Source organism: Asticcacaulis sp. P4_H10, assembly GCF_056400965.1.
The window spans coordinates 80,025-99,545 of record NZ_JBFUKH010000006.1 but is presented as its reverse complement, the minus strand read 5'-3'; the positions used below and the strand labels follow the sequence as shown (position 1 = coordinate 99,545).

Genomic DNA, 19,521 nt, shown 5'->3' with positions numbered 1-19,521 from the left:
AGCCATAATTTCGGCGCTTTGTCACGTTTCAGTCTGCCACAATTTCCACGGCGCGATCGCGCTGCCCAGCAGGGTGCCTGTGTGCGCCTTGCCTCATCCGGTCCCCATCTCGATAAAGTTTCAGGGAGTTGCGTATATGAAGTTCACGGTTGCGAAGGGTCTTGCCATCAGCCTGCTCGCCCTCAGCCTGGCGAGTTGCGCGACGGACGCACCGCCGCCCCCTCCGCCCCCGCCGCCCGCGCCCGCAGGTCCTCCGGTCGCCTTGGCATCTGGTGTCTCGGACGCCGCGGCTGCCTATGTCGACTACATCCAGCAAGCCCGCACCGTCAGCGCCGTTTTTCCCGACGGGAATGACGTGCAGGCCAAGCTGAAGGTTGCGTCGGCATACGAGCCGGAACAGCTTGCGCGCGGTGCCGTGGCCTACGGCGCCATCGCCGCCATGCAGGAGCCGAGCTTCCGCGCCGCACTGCGTGCCTATGCCGCCGACGCCAATGCCCGCGCCGAGATGACCTCGAAGCTGCTCAGCGACACCAACTACGCCGCCGGCCTGCCTGCGGCCGACGTGGCCGCGCGCCGCGTCATCCTCGCCCTGTCCAGCGACGGCCAGTCGGTCTACAAGGCCGGTTCTGGCGTCAAACAGGCCGCCTACGACATCCAGCGCCAGAAGTGGTCGAAGGAATTCGTCACCGGCCGCGATGAACGCCTGGCCATGGCCAAGCAGAACTCGGTTACGCTCAAAAGCGTCCGCAGTGACGAAAGCTCGCGCCTGCTGGCCGCCGCCCTTAGCGGAAGCGGCCTGACGACGCGTGCAACGACAGGTGCCGCCACCGGCGACGCCACGCTCAACGCCTCACCGGCGCCTGCCGACAGCGCCGGTAACCCGGCGGCGACGCAGGTCGGCCAATCGCTGATGCCGGCGACGCCGTCGATGGAACCGGCGGTCGATTTCGGTCGTCCGGACCTGTTCAACACGCCCTACACCAACGCAGTCAACCGCTCGCTGACCATCGCCGCCCTGGCTATCCTGGGCGAAGGCGGCGAAGCACGCTCCGATGCCGTGGTTAGTCTGCTTGACGACGACATTGGCGAAAAGTGCTTCGGCATGTCGAAACTCAACCTCTATCAGTGTCTGGCCGTGGCCAAGCCCTATTACGAAGATATCTTCTGCATGGGTCAGCACATCCTGATGGATACCGGCCAGTGCCTTGGCAAGATGTCCAGCAATGCGCTGAGCTTCGCGCCGGTCAAGCGCATCGGCTTCAACGACGACGGCACCGTATCGGCGTCGCACGCCAACGCCGTGTCCTACAGCGATATGAACAAGAAGCCGGTCAAGAAGAGCAGCAAGAAGTCCACCGGCAAGGCGTCGGCGGCCAAGAAGAAAAAGTCGACCTGATCGGAAGACTTACACTAAGAAAAGACGGGCCGGAGCGATCTCCGGCCCGTTTTTCGTTGTCCCGCTTGCGTCTCATGAGTTTGTCGTGTACGGAGACCGCCTCCAGAAATTCGGACCGCCGGGCCAATTGTGGTACCGGCGTATTTCTATTGAGGTTTAAGTTATGGTCGATATCGTATTGGACGTCGAGGTGCGTGAGCGCACCGGTACCGGCGGCGCTCGTGAAGTTCGTAATGCCGGCAAGATCCCGGGCATTCTCTATGGTGGCAATCTCGGTCCCGTGCCGATCGCAACCAGCCTGAACGAATTCAAGAAGTCGCTGTACACCGGCAAGCTAGCTGGTCACCTGGTCACGCTGAAGTACGGCACCGAGACTCAAAAGGTCATCGTGAAGTCGATCGACTTCCACCCGGTCACGGACGTGCCGACGCACTTCGACCTGCTGCGCGTTGACGAACACGCCAAGATCAAGATCGCCGTGCCGGTGCACTTCAAGAACCACGAAGCGTCGCCAGGCCTGAAAAAGGGCGGCGCGCTGAACGTTGCCATCCACGACCTGGAAATTCAGGTTCCCGCCGACCACATCCCGGAAGACATCATTGTCGACCTGACCGGCTACGAAATCGGCCAGTCGATCCACATTTCCGACCTGAAGCTGCCGTCCGACGTGACGTCGGTCCTCAAGGGCGAAGCGGTTGTGGCTTCGGTCACCGCTTCGGGCGCCAGCAAGAGCGGCGACGCCGAAGAAGCTTCGGAAGCTTAAGGGGTTTGGGGGCTGTGCCCCCAAAGACTTCCTTTTTAATAAAAAGCCTCGCCTTCTTGGCGGGGCTTTTTTATTGAAAGAACAAGATTTATGGGGTCCCAGGCCCCCAAACCCCATTCGTTTTGCGAGCGCGCTTCATGCATCTCATCGTCGGCCTCGGCAATCCCGGTGCGCAATATGCGAAGAACCGACACAATATCGGCTTCATGATGATCGATGAGCTGATCCGCGGTCCATCCTTCGGGCCGGAGAAGAAGCAGTTCGACGGCATCACCTCCGAAGGCACTGTCGAAACCGCCAAAGGGCCACTCAAGGTCCTCGCGCTCAAGCCGCAGACCTTCATGAACGTCTCGGGCCTAAGCGTCGCCAAGGCCCTGCAGTTCTACAAGCTCAAGCCCGAACAGATTACCGTCTTTCACGACGAGCTCGATCTTGCACCAGGACGCTTCCGGCTGAAGATGGGCGGCGGCCACGCCGGACACAACGGCCTGCGGTCGATCATGCAGCACCTGGGGCCAAACTTCCTGCGCGGCCGCATGGGCATCGGCCACCCCGGCGCCAAGGAGATGGTCCACGGCTGGGTGCTGTCCGATTTCGCCAAGGCCGACCAGGCGTGGCTGACCGCGCTCAACGAGGCCTGCGTGCGCACCCTGCCCATGCTCTATTCCGGCGCACCGGACGCCGCCGACCGGTACCAGGCCGAAGTCATGCGCCTGGCCCCTGCCCCCAAGCTCGACACGCGCCAGATCGCCGCCAAGGGTCTCGACGGCGTCTGATAAAAACGTTTCCTTTGTGCGGTCCGGGTGTTAGGGAGACGCCAACTGTTTTCCCTCTCAGGACCGCTCTTTCATGGCCCTTAAAGTCGCTATCGTCGGCCTGCCCAATGTCGGCAAGTCCACCCTGTTCAACGCGCTTACACAGACAGCCGCCGCTCAGGCCGCCAACTATCCGTTCTGCACCATAGAGCCGAACACCGGCGACGTCGCCGTGCCGGAGCCGCGCCTCGACGTCCTGGCCAAGATCGTCGGTTCAAAGGAAATAATCCCGGCCCGGATCAACTTCGTCGACATCGCCGGACTGGTGCGCGGTGCGTCCAAGGGTGAGGGCCTGGGCAACCAGTTCCTGGCCAATATCCGCGACTGCGACGCCATCACCTATGTCGCGCGCTGCTTCGTTGACACCGACATCACCCACGTCGAAGGCCGCATCGACCCGATCTCGGATCTCGAAATCATCGAAACCGAGCTGATGCTCGCCGACTTAGAATCGCTGGAAAAGCGCCTGCCGCAGCTCGAAAAGCGCGCCAAGACCGGCGGCGACAAGGAAGCTGGCATTACAGTCGGCCTGATCAACGCGGCTCTGGAAGAACTGCGTAACGGCAGACCGGCACGCATCGCCTATGAAAAGGGCAAGGTCTCCAAGGAAGACAGCAAGGCATGGGACATGCTGCAACTGCTGACTTCGAAGCCTGCCCTCTACGTCTGTAACGTCGACGAAGGCGCGGCCGACAAGGGCAACGAGCTGTCGGACAAGGTCGCCGCGCGCGCCAAGGCCGACCACGCCAACTCAGTCGTCATCTCGGCGCAGATCGAGTCGGAAATCGCCCTGCTCGATCCGGAAGAGCGCAAGGAGTTCCTGGAGACGCTGGGTCTCGAAGAACCCGGCCTGAACCGCCTTATCCGCGAAGCTTACAAACTGCTGGGCCTGGCTTCGTACTTCACCGTAGGCCCCAAGGAAGCACGCGCCTGGACGATCCACGTCGGTGACACAGCGCCTCAGGCGGCCGGCGTCATTCACACGGACTTCGAGAAGGGCTTCATCCGCGCCGAGACCATGGCCTATGACGACTTCGTCAAGTTTAACGGTGAAGCCGGCTGCAAGGAAAACGGCAAGTTCCGCCAGGAAGGCAAGGAATACACCGTCAAGGACGGCGACATCCTGAACTTCCGCTTCAACGTGTAAGGCAGCAGGCGCACAGCCCCTGCACCCGGACTCGCTACGTCAGTAACCCTGCCGTCTCAGGCTCCAAACCAACAAAGAAGCCCGCCGGAACGATCCGGCGGGCTTTCTTATTGTTTCAGCGCGGCGTGGCCGCGGCCTGGTGAGTCGAAAATGGCTAGCTGTCGAGAACCGGAGCGGAGCGTACTTGAGTACGTGAGCACCGGCTCGCAGACAGATGGCCATTTGCAGACCACCGGAGCGTGGCCACCAATTAGTGGTGGCCTTTCCAGGTTTGGCGATACGCCAGATAGACGATACCACCCAGCAAGATCAGGAACAGGATCACGGCAAAGCCGGTCTGCTTGCGCGCCACGGCATGGGGGTCGCCCGCCCACTCCAGGAAGGTCGCGACGTCCTTGGCCTGCTGCTTCAGCGTCGAAGGCGTGCCGTCGTCGAAGGTCACGCGACCGTCGCTGAGCGGCGGGGCCATGGCTAGAACGCCACCGGCCGGAACGTGGTGGTGGTCGCCCTTCCATTGCGTCGCCAGGTTACCGCGGACATAGGCATTGTAGTGCTGCGTGTCCGGGATTTCGAGGCCGACGGGCTTGGGTTCAAAGCCGATCAGGATCGAATAAACGTACTGCGCACCGCCATTGCGGCCCTTGTTGATGACCGAGAAGTCCGGCGGAATAGCGCCGCCGTTGGAGGCCTTGGCCGCTTCGTCGTTCTTGAACGGCGAAGGGAAACGGTCCGACGGCGTCGACTTGCGCATCACGTCGTCGCCGGTATCCGGATCGATTTCAGCCGTTTCGAATTCCGAAGCGATCTGCTTCACGACGGGGTTGTCGTTCGGGTTCTTGTACTTCGGATCGTAGAAGGGGCCGCCCTTTTGACCGAGGTTACGGAACGACACCAGCTTCATGCTGTGGCAGGCCGAACAGACTTCGCGATAGACCTTGTAACCGCGTTGCAGCGCGCCCTGGTCGAAGGTGCCGAACGGACCTTCGAACGAGAAGCCCGGATCGGCGAGCGGGCGGCCGTGACCACCCGAGGCCAGAGCCGGTGCGCCGGCCACCAGAGCGACCGCAACGATCGCTCCGGACAGAAGTTTCAGGCTGTTTGTCAAAAACGAAGACATATGACTTAGCCCTTTTTCTTGTTGTGGGCGGCCAGGACGGCTTCGGAGATCGAAGCCGGCAGCGGCAGAGGCTCTTCCTTCAGGCCGATCCACGGCATGATGATCAGGAAGAAGGCGAAGTAGTAGGCGGTCAGGAACTGCGACAGGGTCGTCACGGTCAGGCCGATCGGCGTACCGGCCTTGTCGGCGCCGAAGGAGATGACCAGGTCGGTCGGCAGTTGGCCACCACACCAGCCCAGCGCCACACAGGTGATGACGAACAGGACGAAGAACCAGCGCATCACCGGGCGGTAACGCATGGAGCGGACCTTGGAGGTATCCAGCCACGGCAGGGCGAAGATGACGGCGATGGCTGCGAACATGGCGATGACGCCCAGCAGCTTGTCCGGAATGGCGCGCAGGATGGCGTAGAACGGCAGCATGTACCATTCGGGCACGATATGCGCCGGAGTCTGCAGCGGGTTGGCCGGCACGTAGTTGTCTGCGTGGCCCAGGGCTTCCGGGAAGAAGAAGACGAAGACCGAGAACATGATCAGGAACAGGATGATGCCCATGGCGTCCTTGATCGTGGCGAACGGCGTGAACGGAACCGTGTCTTCCTTGGACTTAATCTCGACGCCGGTCGGGTTGTTCTGGCCGGTGACGTGCAGCGCCCAGATGTGCAGGACGGTGACGCCGGCAATGACGAACGGCAACAGGTAGTGCAGCGAGAAGAAGCGGTTCAGCGTCGGCTGGTCGACCGAGAAGCCGCCCTGCAGCCAGACCAGGATCGAAGGGCCGACCACGGGGATCGCGCCGATCAGGTTGGTGATGACGACGGCGCCGTAGTAGGACATCTGGCCCCACGGCAGAACGTAGCCCATGAAGGCGGTGGCGATCATCAGGAAGTAGATGATGCAGCCCAGGAGCCACAGGACTTCGCGCGGCGCCTTGTACGATCCGTAGTAGAGACCACGGAACATGTGGATATAGACGGCGAAGAAGAACATCGACGCGCCGTTCGAGTGAATATAGCGGATAAGCCAGCCATAGTTCACGTCGCGCATGATGCGCTCGATCGAGTTGAAGGCGTGGTCGGTACTGGCGATGTAGTGCATGGCCAAGACGACGCCGGTGATGATCTGGATACCCAGGCACAGCGACAGGATGGCGCCGAAGGTCCACCAGTAGTTCAGGTTTTTCGGCGTCGGATAGTCGACAAAGCTGTCATAGGCCAGACGGACGATGGGCAGACGCGAGTCCAGCCACTTTTCGATGCCCGTCTTGGGCTGGTAGGTCGATTGATGGTCACTCATGTGGCTCTCCCTTAACCGACCTTGATCTTGGCGTCGCTGAGGAACTCGTACACGGGTACCTCGAGGTTTTTCGGTGCGGGGCCACCGCGGATCCGGCCCGACGTATCGTAGTCCGAACCGTGGCACGGGCAGAACCAGCCATTGTACTCACCGCCGCCGAAGTTCGGCACGCAGCCCAGGTGGGTGCAGACGCCGATGACGACGAGGTACTGTTCCTTGCCGGCCTTGACGCGCTCGGCGTCGGTCTGCGGATCGCGCATGCCTTTGACGTCGGCGCTCTGCGCAGCCTTGATCTCGGCCGGCGTGCGGTGTCGGACGAACAAAGGCTTGCCGCGCCACTTGACGACGGCCTGCATGCCTTCGGTAACCTTGGACAGGTCGTATTCAATGGAGGCCAAAGCCAGGGTGTCGGCAGCCGGATTCATCTGGCCGATCAGCGGGATGGCGGCCATGGCCGCTGCCCCCGCGGCGCCGGCGCCGGCCGCGATGTAGATAAAGTCACGACGGCTGGGGTCTTCCCCGGTCGTGACGGAATTGTGCGATGCCTCGCTCACCTTTGCCACCTCATTCAATACCAAAACGCCCCATGAAGACGACCTCCCATAAAGGAAGCTCTCCAGAAGCGCCGATTCCGCGAGTCGCTGCCGCTCCGGATGCCGAAGCTACATAGACGAATTTTAAAAAAGCTCAAATGCTCCCTTAACCTCTCCGACAGCAGCCGAACGGCGCACCCGGAAACGGAAAAGGACACCGCCCTGAGGCAGCAAATCCGTCTATAACCACAATTGCGTCATAGATACAAACCGCCTTTTGCCATTTTTCGCATCGAATTGCGGCGATGGCCCCCGGCTGTGCTAAAGGCCGTGTGTAGCGTACGCGAACGCCGTGCGATAAAATCCTCGTCTCAAGTGTGGTTTTCATGCGTCTTGCGCTCTTTCAACCCGATATTCCCCAGAATTTGGGCGCGGCCATCCGTCTGTGCGCGGCGCTCGAGGTCGAACTGGACGTGATCGAGCCCTGCGGTTTTCCGTTGAGCGACAAGGCGATAAAGCGCGCCGCCATGGACTATGGATCGTGCGCTAAAGTGTCGCACCACTCGGGTTGGGAAGCATTCCGTGCCTCCCTGCCCTCCACGGCGCGACTGATTCTGTTCACGACGCGCGCCGCCGCCCCCTATACCGGCTTCGCGTTCGCCAGTGACGACGTCCTGCTCATGGGGCGCGAAAGCGCCGGCGTTCCCGACGAGGTCCACGCGGCAGCCGACCATCGCCTCTTCATTCCCATAAGTGCACAGGCGCGGTCGATCAATGTCATTACGGCGGCGGCCATGGCCATGGGCGAAGCCCTGCGGCAAACCGAGGGCTTTCCGGTCCGGCCATGACGCAGTATAGCCAGTCCATGACCGATACAGCCCTCTCCGATCTCGACACGAAGCGCCAGCAGGCCGCAACCTGGTTCCGCACCTTGCGTGATTCCATCTGCGCGGCTTTTGAAAAGCTCGAAGACGAAGCGCCGCCCGAGCTCTACGGCGAAACCGCCGGCCGATTCGTGCGTACGCCGTGGGACCGCCCGGAAGGTGGTGGTGGCGAAATGTCGATCATGAAGGGCCGGCTGTTCGAGAAGGTCGGCGTCCATATCTCGACCGTCCACGGCACCTTCTCACCAGACTTCGCCAAGACGGTTCCTGGCGCCGCTGAAGATCCGCGCTTTCACGCCACCGGCATCTCGCTGATCGCGCACATGACCAATCCGCACGTGCCGGCCGTGCACATGAATACCCGCTTCATCTCGACGACCCAGAGCTGGTTCGGCGGCGGCGGCGACCTGACGCCTTTGATGGCCGCCGACCGCCATCAAGATGCCCCGGACGCGGTGACGTTCCATGCGGCTTTCAAGGACGCCTGCGATCGCTTCGATCCTGCCTATTACGATAAGTTCAAGGCGTGGTGCGACGACTACTTCTTCCTGCCCCACCGCAAGGAGCCACGCGGCGTCGGCGGCATCTTCTACGATCACCTGAACAGCGGCGACCACGATACCGACTTTGCCTTCACCCAGGCCGTTGGCCAGGCCTTCCTGAACATCTATCCGGAGATTGTTCGCGGCCGGGTCAACCAACCGTGGACCGAAGACGACCGCGAAGCGCAACTGGTCCAGCGCGGCCGCTATGTCGAGTTCAACCTGCTCTATGATCGCGGCACAATTTTTGGCCTCAAGACCGGCGGCTATGTACCGTCGATCATGTCGTCCATGCCGCCCGTGGTCAAATGGCCCTAGTTACGATTCCAAAAATCTGGAAATAGCCCCCAGGACGTCGGAACGATGGTTCCGGCCCTTCAGCGTTTCCACGGCGTGATCGACCAGAGCGGCATCGATACGGATGCCACGGCGGCTGAGCAGCAGGTCGCTGGCAAAGCCTTCGCAGAACTCGGGATGGCACTGGAAGGACAGCGCCTTGCGGTCGGTATAATAGAGCGCGCCGTTGGGTGTGAATTCTGAACCGGCAAGGACGATCGCGCAATCAGGTGTCTTCACCACCTGATCCTGATGGGTGACGGCGATGCGAATGGCTGTGTGCTCCGCAGAAGCGCCCAGCAACTGATTCCAGACATCGTGCGCCTGGATTTCATACTCGTGCAGACCGACGCCCCAACCCTTGTGCGACTTTTCGACATGGCCGCCCCAGGCCTGGGCCATGATCTGGTGACCGAAGCAAATACCAACCACCGGCACGTCGCGATTGAGCGTCTTCAGCCAGTCGATCAAGCTGACAATCCACGGATCGCCTTCGTAGACGCCGGCCGGAGAGCCGGTGATCACCACGCCCTTCAAATCGCTATCTAACTCAGGCAATTCGCCTTCCAGCGCCTTAAAAGCGCGAAAAGTCCGTCCCTCTCGGGCCAGCGTTCCTGAGAACATATCGACATAGGTGCCGTAGGTCTTGTCGAGGTCCGCCGGCGGGACGCCGGTCTCCAAAATGGCGATGTAGCTCGAATTACGCATGATACAATCTACTTGGCTGGAATACCGGATTACATCGGCTTTTTGCCAATCGCGTCAAGAGCGTGGTCAATCACGCTTTGTGAGAAATCATGATTGAGCCATTCGGTTTCGATTTGCTTAAGACGCTGGCCCAGTTCCGGCCCGGGCGTCAGGCCCCGCGCGATCAGGTCGGCACCTTTCAGCGGGAAGTCCGGCACATTCAGGCGCCCCAGGTGGCCCAGCATGGCGTCTGGCGACCGGCCCAGATGCGCGGCGATCAGACAGACGGCGTCTTCGACGGCCTCACGGCCCATGCCATAGATCAGGCGTTTGATCAGCCCTTCGTCAGCATCCGCCAGGCGGGCCGTTGCCACGCCGGCGGCGTACAGCCGATCGAAGGTCGCATTGGAGAATTTCAGCCGTTCACGCAGCGGTGTCAGATGTGTCAGGTCAAGCCCCAGCCCCCCATCGAGCAGCGCCATGAAGCGGCGAACGATATCGGTCGATACCGTCACCATGGCCGACAGCTCCGGCAGCTTGCCGGCCGTGTGCTGCCATCCCGGCAGGACGTGCAGCAGGACGCCTTCATGCGACATTGCCTCGAATGCTGGCAGAGGATTGGTCACTGCCAGCGTCTTGCACAGCTCCTGCCAGATGCGTTCCCCGGAGAGACCGTCTATGCCGCCTTTCAGAGCTGCACAGGCAGCCAGCGACACATCATCGATCGCTACGGCATAGCCCGCCGTAAAACGGAAGAAGCGCAATATTCGCAGATAATCCTCGCGGATACGCTGTTCGGGCTCGCCGATAAAGCGCACTCTGCCCGCCTGTGCGTCCGCGACACCCAGACCGGTCGGATCGTATATCGTCCCTTCGATATCGGCGTAGAGCGCGTTGAGATAGAAATCGCGACGCTCCGCGTCCTTGCCCCAGTCGGTCGTGTACTTGACCGTCGCCCGGCGCCCGTCGGTTTCGACGTCTTCGCGCAGGGAGGTGATTTCATACGGCTCGCCATCGACGATGGCCGTTATGGTGCCGAAAGCCTTACCCGTCGGCACGCTGCGGATGGCGGCAGCTTCCAGCGCGGCTTCGGTTTCATCGGGCAGCAGTTGCGTCGACAGGTCGAGGTCGGTGATGGGCCGGCCCATAAGCGAGTTACGCACGCAACCGCCGACAAAGCGAACGCAGCCCTTCCCGCCTTTGGCTTCCAGAGCTTCGAAAACGGCATGGGTGGCGGGCGCCTGCATGGCGCCGGTAAGAGAGATACGAGTCATGACGGCAAACTAGGCGCTCAGGCGCGCAAGATCAAACGGCGTCGGCGCGCAAAACCTGTCCGGTCAGGGCATCGCCCGCCGTCGTGTAGTGGATCAGCACGCGGCGTGGATCGACAGGGCCGGGCATAAAGATCCCTTTGGCGCGCTCAAAACCCAGCGGCGCGAAATAGTCCGCGTCGCCAATCAGCAATACGGCGGGCAGACCGGCCGCCCTGGCCGCGTCGAGCGATAGGCTGATCAGCCGCTTGCCCAAGCCGCCGCTGCGAAAAGCGCTGTCGACAACGATGGGCCCCAGGAAAGCGATCGTTTCGGATTGCTCAGCCTCTTCGTCGCGCAAGACGATCGACCAAAGTCGTACCGATGCGATGACCTGCTCGCCCTTGAGCGCGACAAAGCTCATAGTGTCGAGCGGCTTGCAGCCCTCCCGCAGGCGTTCGGCGGTCTTGACGTAGCGGCCCGGCCCGAAGGCACGGTCCGTCAAGGCCAGGATCTGATCATCCAGACCTGCCGGTTCTAAACCTACCACATACAGGTCGTGCGCGCTGACGCTGTCCAAGGGCATATCCGTACGCCTTACCAAAGAGGACGCGCAGATAGGCGCAATTGTCCCCAGCGTCAAATCACATCCGATCGCCGAATGTTAGCGGTTAAGAAAGGCCATGAAGGCGGCCGCCGCTTCCGGGCTCTGCAACTGCTCGCGGAAAATCTCGCCCTCGGCCCTGACGACCTGCCACAGCGCTTCGGGGTCGCGCATCAGGCGTTTGGTGTGCGACAGCGACGACGGCGACAGGCGAACGAGTTTTGCCGCCAGCTCATCGGCGGTCTGCGAGAGCACGCTGGCATCGACCACCGCATTCACGAGCCCCAACCGATGCGCCTCATCACCGCCCATGGCCTCGCCCAAAGCCATCCAGGCAAATGCCCGGGCATGGCCGATACGTTGCGGCAGCAGCAGGGTCGAACCGGCCTCCGGCACCAGGCCGAGCTTAAGGAACGGCAGACTGAGCCGCACGCCATCGGCGGCAACGGCCAGATCACAATGCAGCAGCAGGGTCACGCCTATCCCGACCGCCTGCCCCTGTACGCCGGCAATCAGCGGCTTGTCGAAAAAGGTCAGCGCGCGCAAAAACCGAAAAACCGGCAGGTCATCCAGAGGCACGGACTGGAAGTCGCCTATGCCTTGTGCGAAATCCATAATGTCATTGCCGGCGCAGAAATCGCTGCCTTCCGCCGTGATGACGACCGCGCGAACGTCGCCATCGGCACTTGCCTGATCCAGTGCCACCGTCAGGTCTTCGTACATGGCGCGCGTAATGGCGTTCTTCTTGGCCGGCCGGTTCAGCCGCAGGCGCATAATGCCTTCATCCACCGTGCTGATGATATCGCCCATGTCTCGCTCCTGCTTTATCCTTGAGGGCTAGCCTAAATCCTTGAGGGCTAGCCTAAATTGACGTGCGCAGCAACCCAGACCTAACGGCATGCCGCTAGGTCAACCCAGTCACGTCCCAACCCGTGACATCTTGCCTTGTGCTTGCCACATCCTGTAGATATGGGATGTTTACAATAATAACCGCCCGTACCCGAACGCGGCGGGACATACAGGTTTCGCGCAACTTTATGAAAGTCGCCTCATGAACATCGCAAAATTCGCCGCCAAGCTGCGCATTCTGGCCTTGAGCCTGGGTGTCATCGCCGCTACGGCGGGCCTTGGCGCCACAGCGTCCTACGCTCAAAATTCCGACGAAGCCCGGCCGAACTCTCAGCCCAAGGCCAAGGCCGGCGACACCAAGCCCGGCGAGCCTCTGAAGATCGATCCGGCGGTTCAAGCCAAGGCCATGGCCGACGCCCCGACCATTATTGCCACTGCCAAGATCGCCTGTGAGCCGGTCAATGCCTATCCGCGCGGAGCGCACGACTACGAAAAGGCTGACAAGTCCAAGGTCAAGACGACCCTGTACGAAATCGCCTGTAAGACGGGTCCGGGCTTCATCGTCATTGCGGCGTCGCCGACCGAAGTCTACATTCCCTTCACCTGCACCCGGGCGTGGCTGCAACAGCAAAAAGACCCCAAGAACATCGGCTGTGAACTGCCGGAGAACCAGCCGCACTACAAGTGGCTGAAGCCGGTCATCCAACCCTACCTGCCAGGCTGCGAAATCGGCGGGGTCCGTTTGGTCGGTTCGAGCACGGAGGCCCCGTTCTTCGACCGTTATGAAATCGGCTGCAGCAACAAGGTTGGCGGTTTCATCGACTACCCGCAACTGACCTCCGATGCCCCGGTCGGCTTCCGGACCTGCATTGGCCAGGAAGGCACCAACGTCACCTGTACCCTCAGCACCCACGCACAGATCGTCGACTCCTTGAAGCCGCTGGCCGCCACGGCCGATAGCAAGTGCCAGGTCTCGGACGTCCGCTTCGTCGGCGTTACGACCGAAGGCAATGGCGTCTACTATGAATTCGGCTGCTCCAACCAGCCAGGTTTCATCGTCCGCGCCAAGCTTAGCGACAACAGCTTCGACCGGCTCGTCACCTGCAGCGCATCGGCGTCCCTGGGAGGCTGCAAGCTGACCAAGGCTGAAGATGCCGCGGCTGGCGCCAGCGGCGACTATAGCTCCATCCTGAAGAAGGCCGGCTACACCTGCACCGTATCCGACTTCAACGTGATCGGCTCGCAGGAAACGACCAAGCGCGACTATGTCGAATTCAAGTGCCCGGAACAGCCCTGGGGCCTCATCGGCTTTGTGCCTCAGTCGGGCAGCACTGCCGGCGTGTCCGTCACCGACTGCTACCTGGTCAAGATGCGCAACCGCACCTGCTCGCTGACGACCGACGATATGCTGAAGGCCCAGCTCGACAAGCTCATCAAGATCGCTGAGCCGAAAAAGGGCTGCGACATCAAGGACGTCAAGTATCTCGGCGAATCCGCCGGCGTCGAAGGCGGCCTGATCGCGGAAATCGCCTGCGTCAACAAACGCGGCTATATCATCGTGGTCGAAAAGGATCGCAACAGCATTTCGGTTGCCACCCCCTGCCACATTGCAAAGGCACACAAAGAGCCGCAGCAATGCACCATCGCCGGCAACGGCACCTACCTGGCCAACGACTAATCTGTCTAAGGTAACGTTTAAGGCCCGCAGGCACAGCTTGCGGGCCTTTTTCTTGGGAAGTTAAGACCATGGTCCGATTTCGTACGGCCTGCGTGGCGGCTATGATGGTGACGCTGGGCGGCTGTGACCTTGTGACGCCGAAACCTGCAGACACGGCGGCGCAGGCAGTTCCGCCTCCGCCGTCCGGCACCGCCCTGCTGTTCGCCGATGGCGATACGGTCAGTCTGCAGGTCCGCCCTGGAGACTGTGCCAGGTTGGACTGCCTGACGTTCAAGGATGGGCGTTGGCAGCCCATGGCCAAGGCGTCCATCCGCACCCTGCCGCTTCTGGCGGTCAGCGAAGCCACGGGATCCGACTACAGCGAAGGTTTGTGGCGGACGGTCGCGCCCGGCCGCGCGATCCTGCTTAACGCCAGCGCCGCGCATCAGACGATGGCTGCGGGCCATCTCGACGGCCTGCGGATCGGCCTGATGGACGGCGCCCGCCGCACCTATGTCACCGCCTACACCATCGAAGACGCCAAGGGCGCCGTATTCAGCGAGGGCCATCCCTTGGGTGACGGCCGCGTCTTCCTGCCCGTCAATGCCGAAATCACCGTGCACGGCGGCAAGGCCTGGCTGCTGCAACGACGCCCCGGCCGTTCTGCAAACCTGGTCGATCTGTTCGCGGTCGCGGCGCGCCCCGGCCCGATCCATTGCCTGCCCGGGCTGGCGCTCGATACCACGGCGTGGGCCGGGCCAATCGAGCAGGCCCTGTCACCGAACCTCTTTGTGTCGCGCGCCATCGATACCGCGAAGGACGCCAGCCGTCGTCAGGCGGTCATCGCCGCCTGCCCGCCAAAGCCGCCGGCGCCTACGCTCAAGGCGCGTTTTGGGCTATAGCGATTCCATGAAGCGGCAGGCCTCGCCCAGCGACGGCCGGATGATCTCGTCGTCGCGCATGACGACCGTGCCGCGGATGATGGTCGCCTTGGGCCAGCCGGTGACTTCCATGCCGTCGAAGGGCGTCCAGCCGCAACGCGAGCGCATGTCCTTGTGCTGCAGAACACGCTTGGCTTTCAAATCGACCAGGGTGACGTCACCATCATAGCCTTCTGCCATCCGCCCCTTGCCGGCAACGCCGAAGACTCGCTGCGCGCCACCGGAGGTCAGGTCCACGAGCCGCTCCAGGCTCAGGCGGCCATTGGCGACATGGTTGAGCATGACCGGCAGCAAAGTCTGCACGCCCGGCATGCCCGACGGCGACTGCGGATAGGGCTTGGCCTTTTCTTCCAGGGTATGCGGTGCGTGGTCCGAGCCCAGCACGTCGGCGATACCGCCCGAAATGCCGCGCCACAGGCCATCGACATGGTACTGGTCACGAATCGGCGGGTTCATCTGCGCCAGCCCCTTAAGACGTTCATAGGCCTCAGGCGCGACCAGGGTCAGGTGCTGCGGCGTAAGCTCGACCGTGGCGATATCCTTGTGCCCGGCCAGGAACTCGATCTCCTCGCGCGTCGTGACATGCAGGACGTGAATGCGCTTGCCGGCCTCGCGCGCCAGGCGGACCAGGCGCTGGGTCGACTGGATGGCGGACTGGGCATCGCGGACGAAGTCATGGCTGGTCCAGTCGCCTTCTCGCGCCAGCGGGCGGCGCTCAGCCAGGCGGTATTCGTCTTCCGAGTGGAAGGTGGCGCGGCGATTGACGGCGCCAAGCACGGCCGCAACGCCAGCATCGTCGGCAATCAGAAGCGTGCCGGTCGAAGCGCCCATGAACACCTTGACGCCGCAGCAACCCTTGATGCGCTCGAGTTCAGCCAGCATGTGGATATTTTCGTGCGTGCCACCGACATAGAAGGCGTGGTCGCAATGCATGCGGTGGTGGGCACGCTTCAGCTTGTCAGCAAAGGCGTCGGCATCGGTGGTGGTGGGATTGGTGTTCGGCATTTCGAACACGGCGACAACGCCGCCCAGCACAGCCGCCTGGCTACCGGTCTCCAAATCTTCCTTCCACTCCAGGCCTGGCTCGCGGAAGTGGACCTGGGTATCAATGACACCTGGCATGGCCAGGAGGCCGGTGGCGTCGAAGATTTCCGCGGCGCCGTCCTGGGACAGGTCGCCGAAGGCCGTGAACTTGCCGCCGGAAATACCGATGTCGCCACGGCCGCGACCGGCGTGGTTGATGATGTCGGCATTGCGGATGATCAGGTCGAAAGTACGGGGCATGGCGCCCTCCAAGGCAAGCGCTTTCCAAAAGTGTCATGCGTTTTTGGACTAGAAGCGCGTCAAAGGTAAAAAAGCTATTCGGCGACGGCTTCGGTCTGCGCTTTACGCGCGCGGCCTGTTGATTCCATCACCCGGACGATGCCCTCATAAACCCTGTCGATCGATAAATCGAGCATATGACAGATATCCAGCTTCAACTTTGGGTCAGCGGCCTGAATGGTCGCAAAACTGCGCGGCCCACGAATGATGTGGACATTTTCGCCGATCGGCGCCACCGCATCGTCCGATGGCCCCAACAGCGCGAAAGTTTCAATGCCTGACGCCGCCGCCAGATGCAGCCAGATCTCGTCATTGCCGACGAAAACAGAACCGTGCCTGAGCGCGGCATAGGCGCTGAGCAGGTCCAACTTGCCGGTCAGTTCCAGCACGCGGGCGCGCGGCGTGGCCATGCGCAGGGCCACGGCCGTCTCATAATCGTCCTGAGAGCCGAGGATAAGCAGGCTGTGATTGGCAAAAGGGCCATCATTGCGCATCAGCCGAGTCGCCAGAACGGCGAACCTTTCGGTCGGCCACCGGCGTCCCAGCCAGCCAGCACCGGGGGCCATGACGATCAGCGGGGCGATGCCGCGTCCACTGTCGAGGAAGGTCCGCACGCCGGCCTGGCGCGCTGGAGACACACGCAGGTGTGGCGCCACCTCGGCCTCATCCAGCCGAAGTGCGCGACAAATCTGGGTCAATGGCCCCGCCGGATCGTTTGGGTTCAGCGTGAAGCGTGTCTTGGCCGGGATCAGCCGGGAAATCATCGTCGGGCCAATGTCGACGCACAAACCCCAAGACCGGCGGCTGAGGTCGGTCAGCACCCCCAATGTCTTGAGCTGAAAAATCGCCCCGTCGATCGCTTGCAACTCATCGATCAGGTCATCATCTTGGAACAGTTCCGCCGACAGCCGGGTCGTAACCAGGGTGATGCGGGCATTCGGGATTTCCCGGTGCAGGCGACGCACCACGCCGCTCAGCGCCAGCACTTTGGCAGGCTCTGCAATCGCCAGGAGAAGGATCGGAAATGCCGTTTTCATTCACCCTACTCATTAAGGTATCGGCGTTAAATCGCAAGCGTCTGCTATATATGCGCCATAAAAGCACCATCACATGACAGCTATCGCCGAACTGCCCCACCGCGCCCTGGTGCGCCTGACCGGTCCCGACTGGGCCGGTTTTCTCAAAGGCCTGTGCACGGCGCATATCGATCGAATCGTCAGCTCCGCCTCGTCGGGGCAACAGATCCTTCACTACGGCGCCTTCCTGCGCCCGCAGGGAAAGATGTATGCCGACTGCATCCACAAGGCCGTGGGGCCGGAAGAGGTCTGGCTAGACGTGCCCTTGTCGGCGCGCGACGAACTGCTGGCCAAGCTCAACATGTACAAGCTGCGCGCCAAGGTGACGATCGAACCGCTGGAACGCCCGGTCTACGTAGCGTTCGGCGGCGACCTGCCCGAAGGATTTTCGCCTGATGCCCGGAGCAAGATCATCGGGTCCGAGTTTGGCTTTGCCTATGGGGAACACCACGCCACTGTTGACGCTTCGGCCTGGACCGAATTCCGCATGGCGCGCTGTCTCAGCGATCCGGGCTATGACTTCGGCAAGGACGAGCTTTACGCCATCGACGCCAATCTGGACGTGCTCGACGCGATCGATTTTCATAAGGGCTGCTATGTGGGTCAGGAACTGACGTCGCGTATGAAGCGGCGCGGGCAGATCAAGAACCGCATACTGGGCTATGTGTCCTCGCTACCCCATCCAGCTGGCGCCGAGGTGCTGAAGGGCGAGTTGCGCGCCGGAGAAACCCTGGGCCAGGCCGGTGCCTTTGGCCTGGGCCTTATGCGCCTCGACCGTATCGATGACGACCTGACGACGGAGGCTGGCAGCCTGAAGCTGAATATCGCGCCATGGCTGACACACGTATCACACGCCCCGAACGCAGCGTAATACGTACGTTTTACGCTCAATTTCATCGTTAATTCATATGGTTAACAATTGAAATAACAATGCAGTCACGTACGGTATCGACTGTTTAGCTTTTTATTCCACCGTCGAGCGTTTACAGCACGCCGAGGTTGCCGAACGCGTGAAAACGGCATACCCTCTCGAAAGGCTCGGGGGACGTCTGGCATTATCTCCCTGGCATACGGGAGAGAAGAATGGCCAAGAACGCTACGCCGCTGATGTTTCAGCCGCTGACGAAATTCGTGCAACTTGATGGCCGCGCCCGCCGCAGCGAGTACTGGCTCTTCTTCCTCTTCCAGCTCCTTATCGGTTTCGCGCTGGCGATCATTGGGGCTATCGCGGGCCTGAAGGGACCGATGGAGGCCGTCAGCAACCTGTTCTCGCTAGCCATGCTTCTGCCCACCATTGCCGTCAGCGTTCGCCGTTTCCACGACATCAACCGCACCGGCTGGTGGCTGGTTTTCCCGCTGGCCGTCCTTATCGTCGCCCTGATCGTCTATCTGTTCACCAACGGCGCGGCCCTGGGCGAGACTCTGAAGAGCCTCGACATGGAGGCTGTAAAGGCTGAGGACGAACAGGCCATCATGGACATGTTTACCGGTCTGGCGCCAATGTTCCTGTGGATTGGCCTGCCGTGGTGGCTGGCAAGCCTCGTGACCTTCGTGTTCCACGTCACGGACGGCACGCGCGGCAAGAACCGCTTCGGCCCGGATCCCAAGGGCGCGCAGGCCGACACCAACGTTTTCTAAACCACCAGACCTGTCCAAGGGGGACGCCATGACCAATGTACCACTGATGTTTCAACCGCTGGTGAAATACGCCGATTTCAATGGCCGCTCGCGGCGCAGTGAATTCTGGCTCTGGGTGCTGTTCCGCATCCTGGTTGGCATGGTGCTGGGGACCGCGACGATAATCGCGCTGGGCAGCGCGATCCCCCTGATGGAAAATCATCCCGAACAGTTCATGCAGCGCTACTTCACGGCGATGCCGATCGTCCAGCTTATCAACCTGGCCCTTCTCGTGCCGTCCCTGGCCGTCGGTGTGCGCCGGCTGCATGATATCAACCGGTCGGGCTGGTGGCTCATCATGCCGGTCGTCGTAATGATCGTGGGCTTCATCCTGTTCTTCATCGTCTTTGGCACCAGCCTGTTCCAGGCGATCAGCGCCGGCAACGGCGGCAGCACCATGACGGAGGCGCAAGGAATGGAGTTCGCCATGAAGATGTTCGGATCCCTGGCCCTGTGCATCGTGCTTCCGCTCCTGATCTCGCAGATCGTCATGCTCGTCTTCTACGCGACGGACGGGACGGCGGGGCCCAATCGATTCGGCCCTGACCCCAAGGGACGCGGCAATACCGCCGTCTTCTAGATCATTTGACTTGGCGCGATATTTAAGGCGAAAACCGCTTCACACTTTT

General features: G+C 61.6%; 20 protein-coding genes. 11 read left to right on the top strand and 9 right to left on the bottom strand.

What is annotated here, in order from left to right; genetic code table 11:
- Positions 1–136 precede the first annotated feature (136 nt).
- The 4 genes from AC1DON_RS12205 to ychF all read left to right on the top strand — a co-directional run bounded on the left by AC1DON_RS12205 (position 137) and on the right by ychF (position 4,121).
- The gene (locus tag AC1DON_RS12205) at positions 137–1,396 is read left to right on the top strand and encodes a hypothetical protein (RefSeq protein WP_476935075.1); all 1,260 of its coding nucleotides are present in this window, start codon (positions 137–139) and stop codon (positions 1,394–1,396) included.
- 163 nt (positions 1,397–1,559) lie between these two features.
- Positions 1,560–2,159: a 50S ribosomal protein L25/general stress protein Ctc gene (locus AC1DON_RS12200; RefSeq protein WP_476935074.1), complete on the top strand. Its 600-nt coding sequence runs from the start codon at positions 1,560–1,562 to the stop codon at positions 2,157–2,159.
- Positions 2,160–2,296: 137 nt separating this feature from the next.
- A complete protein-coding gene (gene pth / locus AC1DON_RS12195; protein ID WP_476935073.1) occupies positions 2,297–2,935 on the top strand; it encodes an aminoacyl-tRNA hydrolase in 639 nt (212 codons plus the stop codon).
- A 73-nt stretch (positions 2,936–3,008) separates the two neighbouring features.
- A complete protein-coding gene (gene ychF / locus AC1DON_RS12190) occupies positions 3,009–4,121 on the top strand; it encodes a redox-regulated ATPase YchF (protein WP_476935072.1) in 1,113 nt (370 codons plus the stop codon).
- Positions 4,122–4,371: 250 nt separating this feature from the next.
- On the opposite strand, the gene AC1DON_RS12185 is transcribed toward ychF, so the two are convergent.
- Genes AC1DON_RS12185 through petA form a run of 3 tightly spaced genes read right to left on the bottom strand, consistent with a single transcriptional unit; the run spans position 4,372 to position 7,087 of the window.
- Positions 4,372–5,238: a cytochrome c1 gene (locus AC1DON_RS12185; RefSeq protein WP_476935071.1), complete on the bottom strand. Its 867-nt coding sequence runs from the start codon at positions 5,236–5,238 to the stop codon at positions 4,372–4,374.
- A gap of 5 nt (positions 5,239–5,243) precedes the next feature.
- Positions 5,244–6,533: a cytochrome b gene (locus tag AC1DON_RS12180; protein WP_476935070.1), complete on the bottom strand. Its 1,290-nt coding sequence runs from the start codon at positions 6,531–6,533 to the stop codon at positions 5,244–5,246.
- Positions 6,534–6,544: 11 nt separating this feature from the next.
- Positions 6,545–7,087 carry a ubiquinol-cytochrome c reductase iron-sulfur subunit gene (petA, locus tag AC1DON_RS12175; RefSeq protein WP_476935069.1) on the bottom strand — a complete coding sequence of 181 codons (543 nt, stop codon included), beginning with the start codon at positions 7,085–7,087 and terminating at the stop codon, positions 6,545–6,547.
- Positions 7,088–7,452: 365 nt separating this feature from the next.
- On the opposite strand from petA, the gene AC1DON_RS12170 reads away from it, so the two are divergent.
- Complete coding sequence (locus AC1DON_RS12170; protein ID WP_476935068.1) at positions 7,453–7,914, top strand: tRNA (cytidine(34)-2'-O)-methyltransferase; 462 nt, start codon at positions 7,453–7,455, stop codon at positions 7,912–7,914.
- A gap of 17 nt (positions 7,915–7,931) precedes the next feature.
- A complete protein-coding gene (gene hemF, locus AC1DON_RS12165) occupies positions 7,932–8,810 on the top strand; it encodes an oxygen-dependent coproporphyrinogen oxidase (protein WP_476935067.1) in 879 nt (292 codons plus the stop codon).
- On the opposite strand, the gene AC1DON_RS12160 is transcribed toward hemF, so the two are convergent.
- The 4 genes from AC1DON_RS12160 to AC1DON_RS12145 form a co-directional block, all read right to left on the bottom strand.
- A complete protein-coding gene (locus AC1DON_RS12160) occupies positions 8,811–9,536 on the bottom strand; it encodes a type 1 glutamine amidotransferase (protein ID WP_476935066.1) in 726 nt (241 codons plus the stop codon).
- Between the two features lie 29 nt (positions 9,537–9,565).
- Entirely contained in the window at positions 9,566–10,789 is a 1,224-nt protein-coding gene (locus tag AC1DON_RS12155) for a CCA tRNA nucleotidyltransferase (RefSeq protein WP_476935065.1), read from the bottom strand.
- Positions 10,790–10,820: 31 nt separating this feature from the next.
- The gene (locus tag AC1DON_RS12150) at positions 10,821–11,351 is read right to left on the bottom strand and encodes a GNAT family N-acetyltransferase (protein WP_476935064.1); all 531 of its coding nucleotides are present in this window, start codon (positions 11,349–11,351) and stop codon (positions 10,821–10,823) included.
- Positions 11,352–11,429: 78 nt separating this feature from the next.
- The gene (locus AC1DON_RS12145; protein WP_476935063.1) at positions 11,430–12,179 is read right to left on the bottom strand and encodes an enoyl-CoA hydratase; all 750 of its coding nucleotides are present in this window, start codon (positions 12,177–12,179) and stop codon (positions 11,430–11,432) included.
- 241 nt (positions 12,180–12,420) lie between these two features.
- On the opposite strand from AC1DON_RS12145, the gene AC1DON_RS12140 reads away from it, so the two are divergent.
- Both AC1DON_RS12140 and AC1DON_RS12135 read left to right on the top strand, forming a co-directional pair.
- Positions 12,421–13,896, top strand: a complete 1,476-nt coding sequence (locus tag AC1DON_RS12140; protein ID WP_476935062.1) for a hypothetical protein — start codon at positions 12,421–12,423, stop codon at positions 13,894–13,896.
- 68 nt (positions 13,897–13,964) lie between these two features.
- Positions 13,965–14,777: a hypothetical protein gene (locus AC1DON_RS12135; protein WP_476935061.1), complete on the top strand. Its 813-nt coding sequence runs from the start codon at positions 13,965–13,967 to the stop codon at positions 14,775–14,777.
- Here AC1DON_RS12135 and AC1DON_RS12130 read toward each other — a convergent pair.
- Entirely contained in the window at positions 14,772–16,100 is a 1,329-nt protein-coding gene (locus AC1DON_RS12130) for a dihydroorotase (protein WP_476935060.1), read from the bottom strand. The genes AC1DON_RS12135 and AC1DON_RS12130 overlap by 6 nt on opposite strands.
- Positions 16,101–16,174: 74 nt before the next feature.
- The gene (locus tag AC1DON_RS12125; protein ID WP_476935059.1) at positions 16,175–17,176 is read right to left on the bottom strand and encodes a glycosyltransferase family 9 protein; all 1,002 of its coding nucleotides are present in this window, start codon (positions 17,174–17,176) and stop codon (positions 16,175–16,177) included.
- A 73-nt stretch (positions 17,177–17,249) separates the two neighbouring features.
- On the opposite strand from AC1DON_RS12125, the gene ygfZ reads away from it, so the two are divergent.
- From ygfZ to AC1DON_RS12110, 3 genes are all read left to right on the top strand, one after another.
- A complete protein-coding gene (gene ygfZ, locus AC1DON_RS12120; protein ID WP_476935058.1) occupies positions 17,250–18,086 on the top strand; it encodes a CAF17-like 4Fe-4S cluster assembly/insertion protein YgfZ in 837 nt (278 codons plus the stop codon).
- Positions 18,087–18,298: 212 nt separating this feature from the next.
- Positions 18,299–18,853: a DUF805 domain-containing protein gene (locus AC1DON_RS12115; protein WP_476935057.1), complete on the top strand. Its 555-nt coding sequence runs from the start codon at positions 18,299–18,301 to the stop codon at positions 18,851–18,853.
- Positions 18,854–18,881: 28 nt separating this feature from the next.
- Positions 18,882–19,472, top strand: coding sequence for a DUF805 domain-containing protein (locus AC1DON_RS12110; RefSeq protein ID WP_476935056.1), 591 nt, complete (start codon positions 18,882–18,884; stop codon positions 19,470–19,472).
- Positions 19,473–19,521 lie beyond the last annotated feature (49 nt).

Coding starts and splice junctions, on each gene's coding strand:
- AC1DON_RS12110 (WP_476935056.1), top strand. CDS start 18,882: ATGACCAATGTACCACTGATGTTTCAACCGCTGGTGAAATACGCCGAT.
- ygfZ (WP_476935058.1), top strand. CDS start 17,250: ATGACAGCTATCGCCGAACTGCCCCACCGCGCCCTGGTGCGCCTGACC.
- AC1DON_RS12145 (WP_476935063.1), bottom strand. CDS start 12,179: ATGGGCGATATCATCAGCACGGTGGATGAAGGCATTATGCGCCTGCGG.
- AC1DON_RS12185 (WP_476935071.1), bottom strand. CDS start 5,238: ATGTCTTCGTTTTTGACAAACAGCCTGAAACTTCTGTCCGGAGCGATC.
- AC1DON_RS12180 (WP_476935070.1), bottom strand. CDS start 6,533: ATGAGTGACCATCAATCGACCTACCAGCCCAAGACGGGCATCGAAAAG.
- AC1DON_RS12150 (WP_476935064.1), bottom strand. CDS start 11,351: ATGCCCTTGGACAGCGTCAGCGCGCACGACCTGTATGTGGTAGGTTTA.
- AC1DON_RS12160 (WP_476935066.1), bottom strand. CDS start 9,536: ATGCGTAATTCGAGCTACATCGCCATTTTGGAGACCGGCGTCCCGCCG.
- ychF (WP_476935072.1), top strand. CDS start 3,009: ATGGCCCTTAAAGTCGCTATCGTCGGCCTGCCCAATGTCGGCAAGTCC.
- hemF (WP_476935067.1), top strand. CDS start 7,932: ATGACCGATACAGCCCTCTCCGATCTCGACACGAAGCGCCAGCAGGCC.
- AC1DON_RS12125 (WP_476935059.1), bottom strand. CDS start 17,176: ATGAAAACGGCATTTCCGATCCTTCTCCTGGCGATTGCAGAGCCTGCC.
- AC1DON_RS12115 (WP_476935057.1), top strand. CDS start 18,299: ATGGCCAAGAACGCTACGCCGCTGATGTTTCAGCCGCTGACGAAATTC.
- AC1DON_RS12170 (WP_476935068.1), top strand. CDS start 7,453: ATGCGTCTTGCGCTCTTTCAACCCGATATTCCCCAGAATTTGGGCGCG.
- AC1DON_RS12140 (WP_476935062.1), top strand. CDS start 12,421: ATGAACATCGCAAAATTCGCCGCCAAGCTGCGCATTCTGGCCTTGAGC.
- AC1DON_RS12205 (WP_476935075.1), top strand. CDS start 137: ATGAAGTTCACGGTTGCGAAGGGTCTTGCCATCAGCCTGCTCGCCCTC.
- pth (WP_476935073.1), top strand. CDS start 2,297: ATGCATCTCATCGTCGGCCTCGGCAATCCCGGTGCGCAATATGCGAAG.
- AC1DON_RS12135 (WP_476935061.1), top strand. CDS start 13,965: ATGGTCCGATTTCGTACGGCCTGCGTGGCGGCTATGATGGTGACGCTG.
- AC1DON_RS12155 (WP_476935065.1), bottom strand. CDS start 10,789: ATGACTCGTATCTCTCTTACCGGCGCCATGCAGGCGCCCGCCACCCAT.
- AC1DON_RS12200 (WP_476935074.1), top strand. CDS start 1,560: ATGGTCGATATCGTATTGGACGTCGAGGTGCGTGAGCGCACCGGTACC.
- AC1DON_RS12130 (WP_476935060.1), bottom strand. CDS start 16,100: ATGCCCCGTACTTTCGACCTGATCATCCGCAATGCCGACATCATCAAC.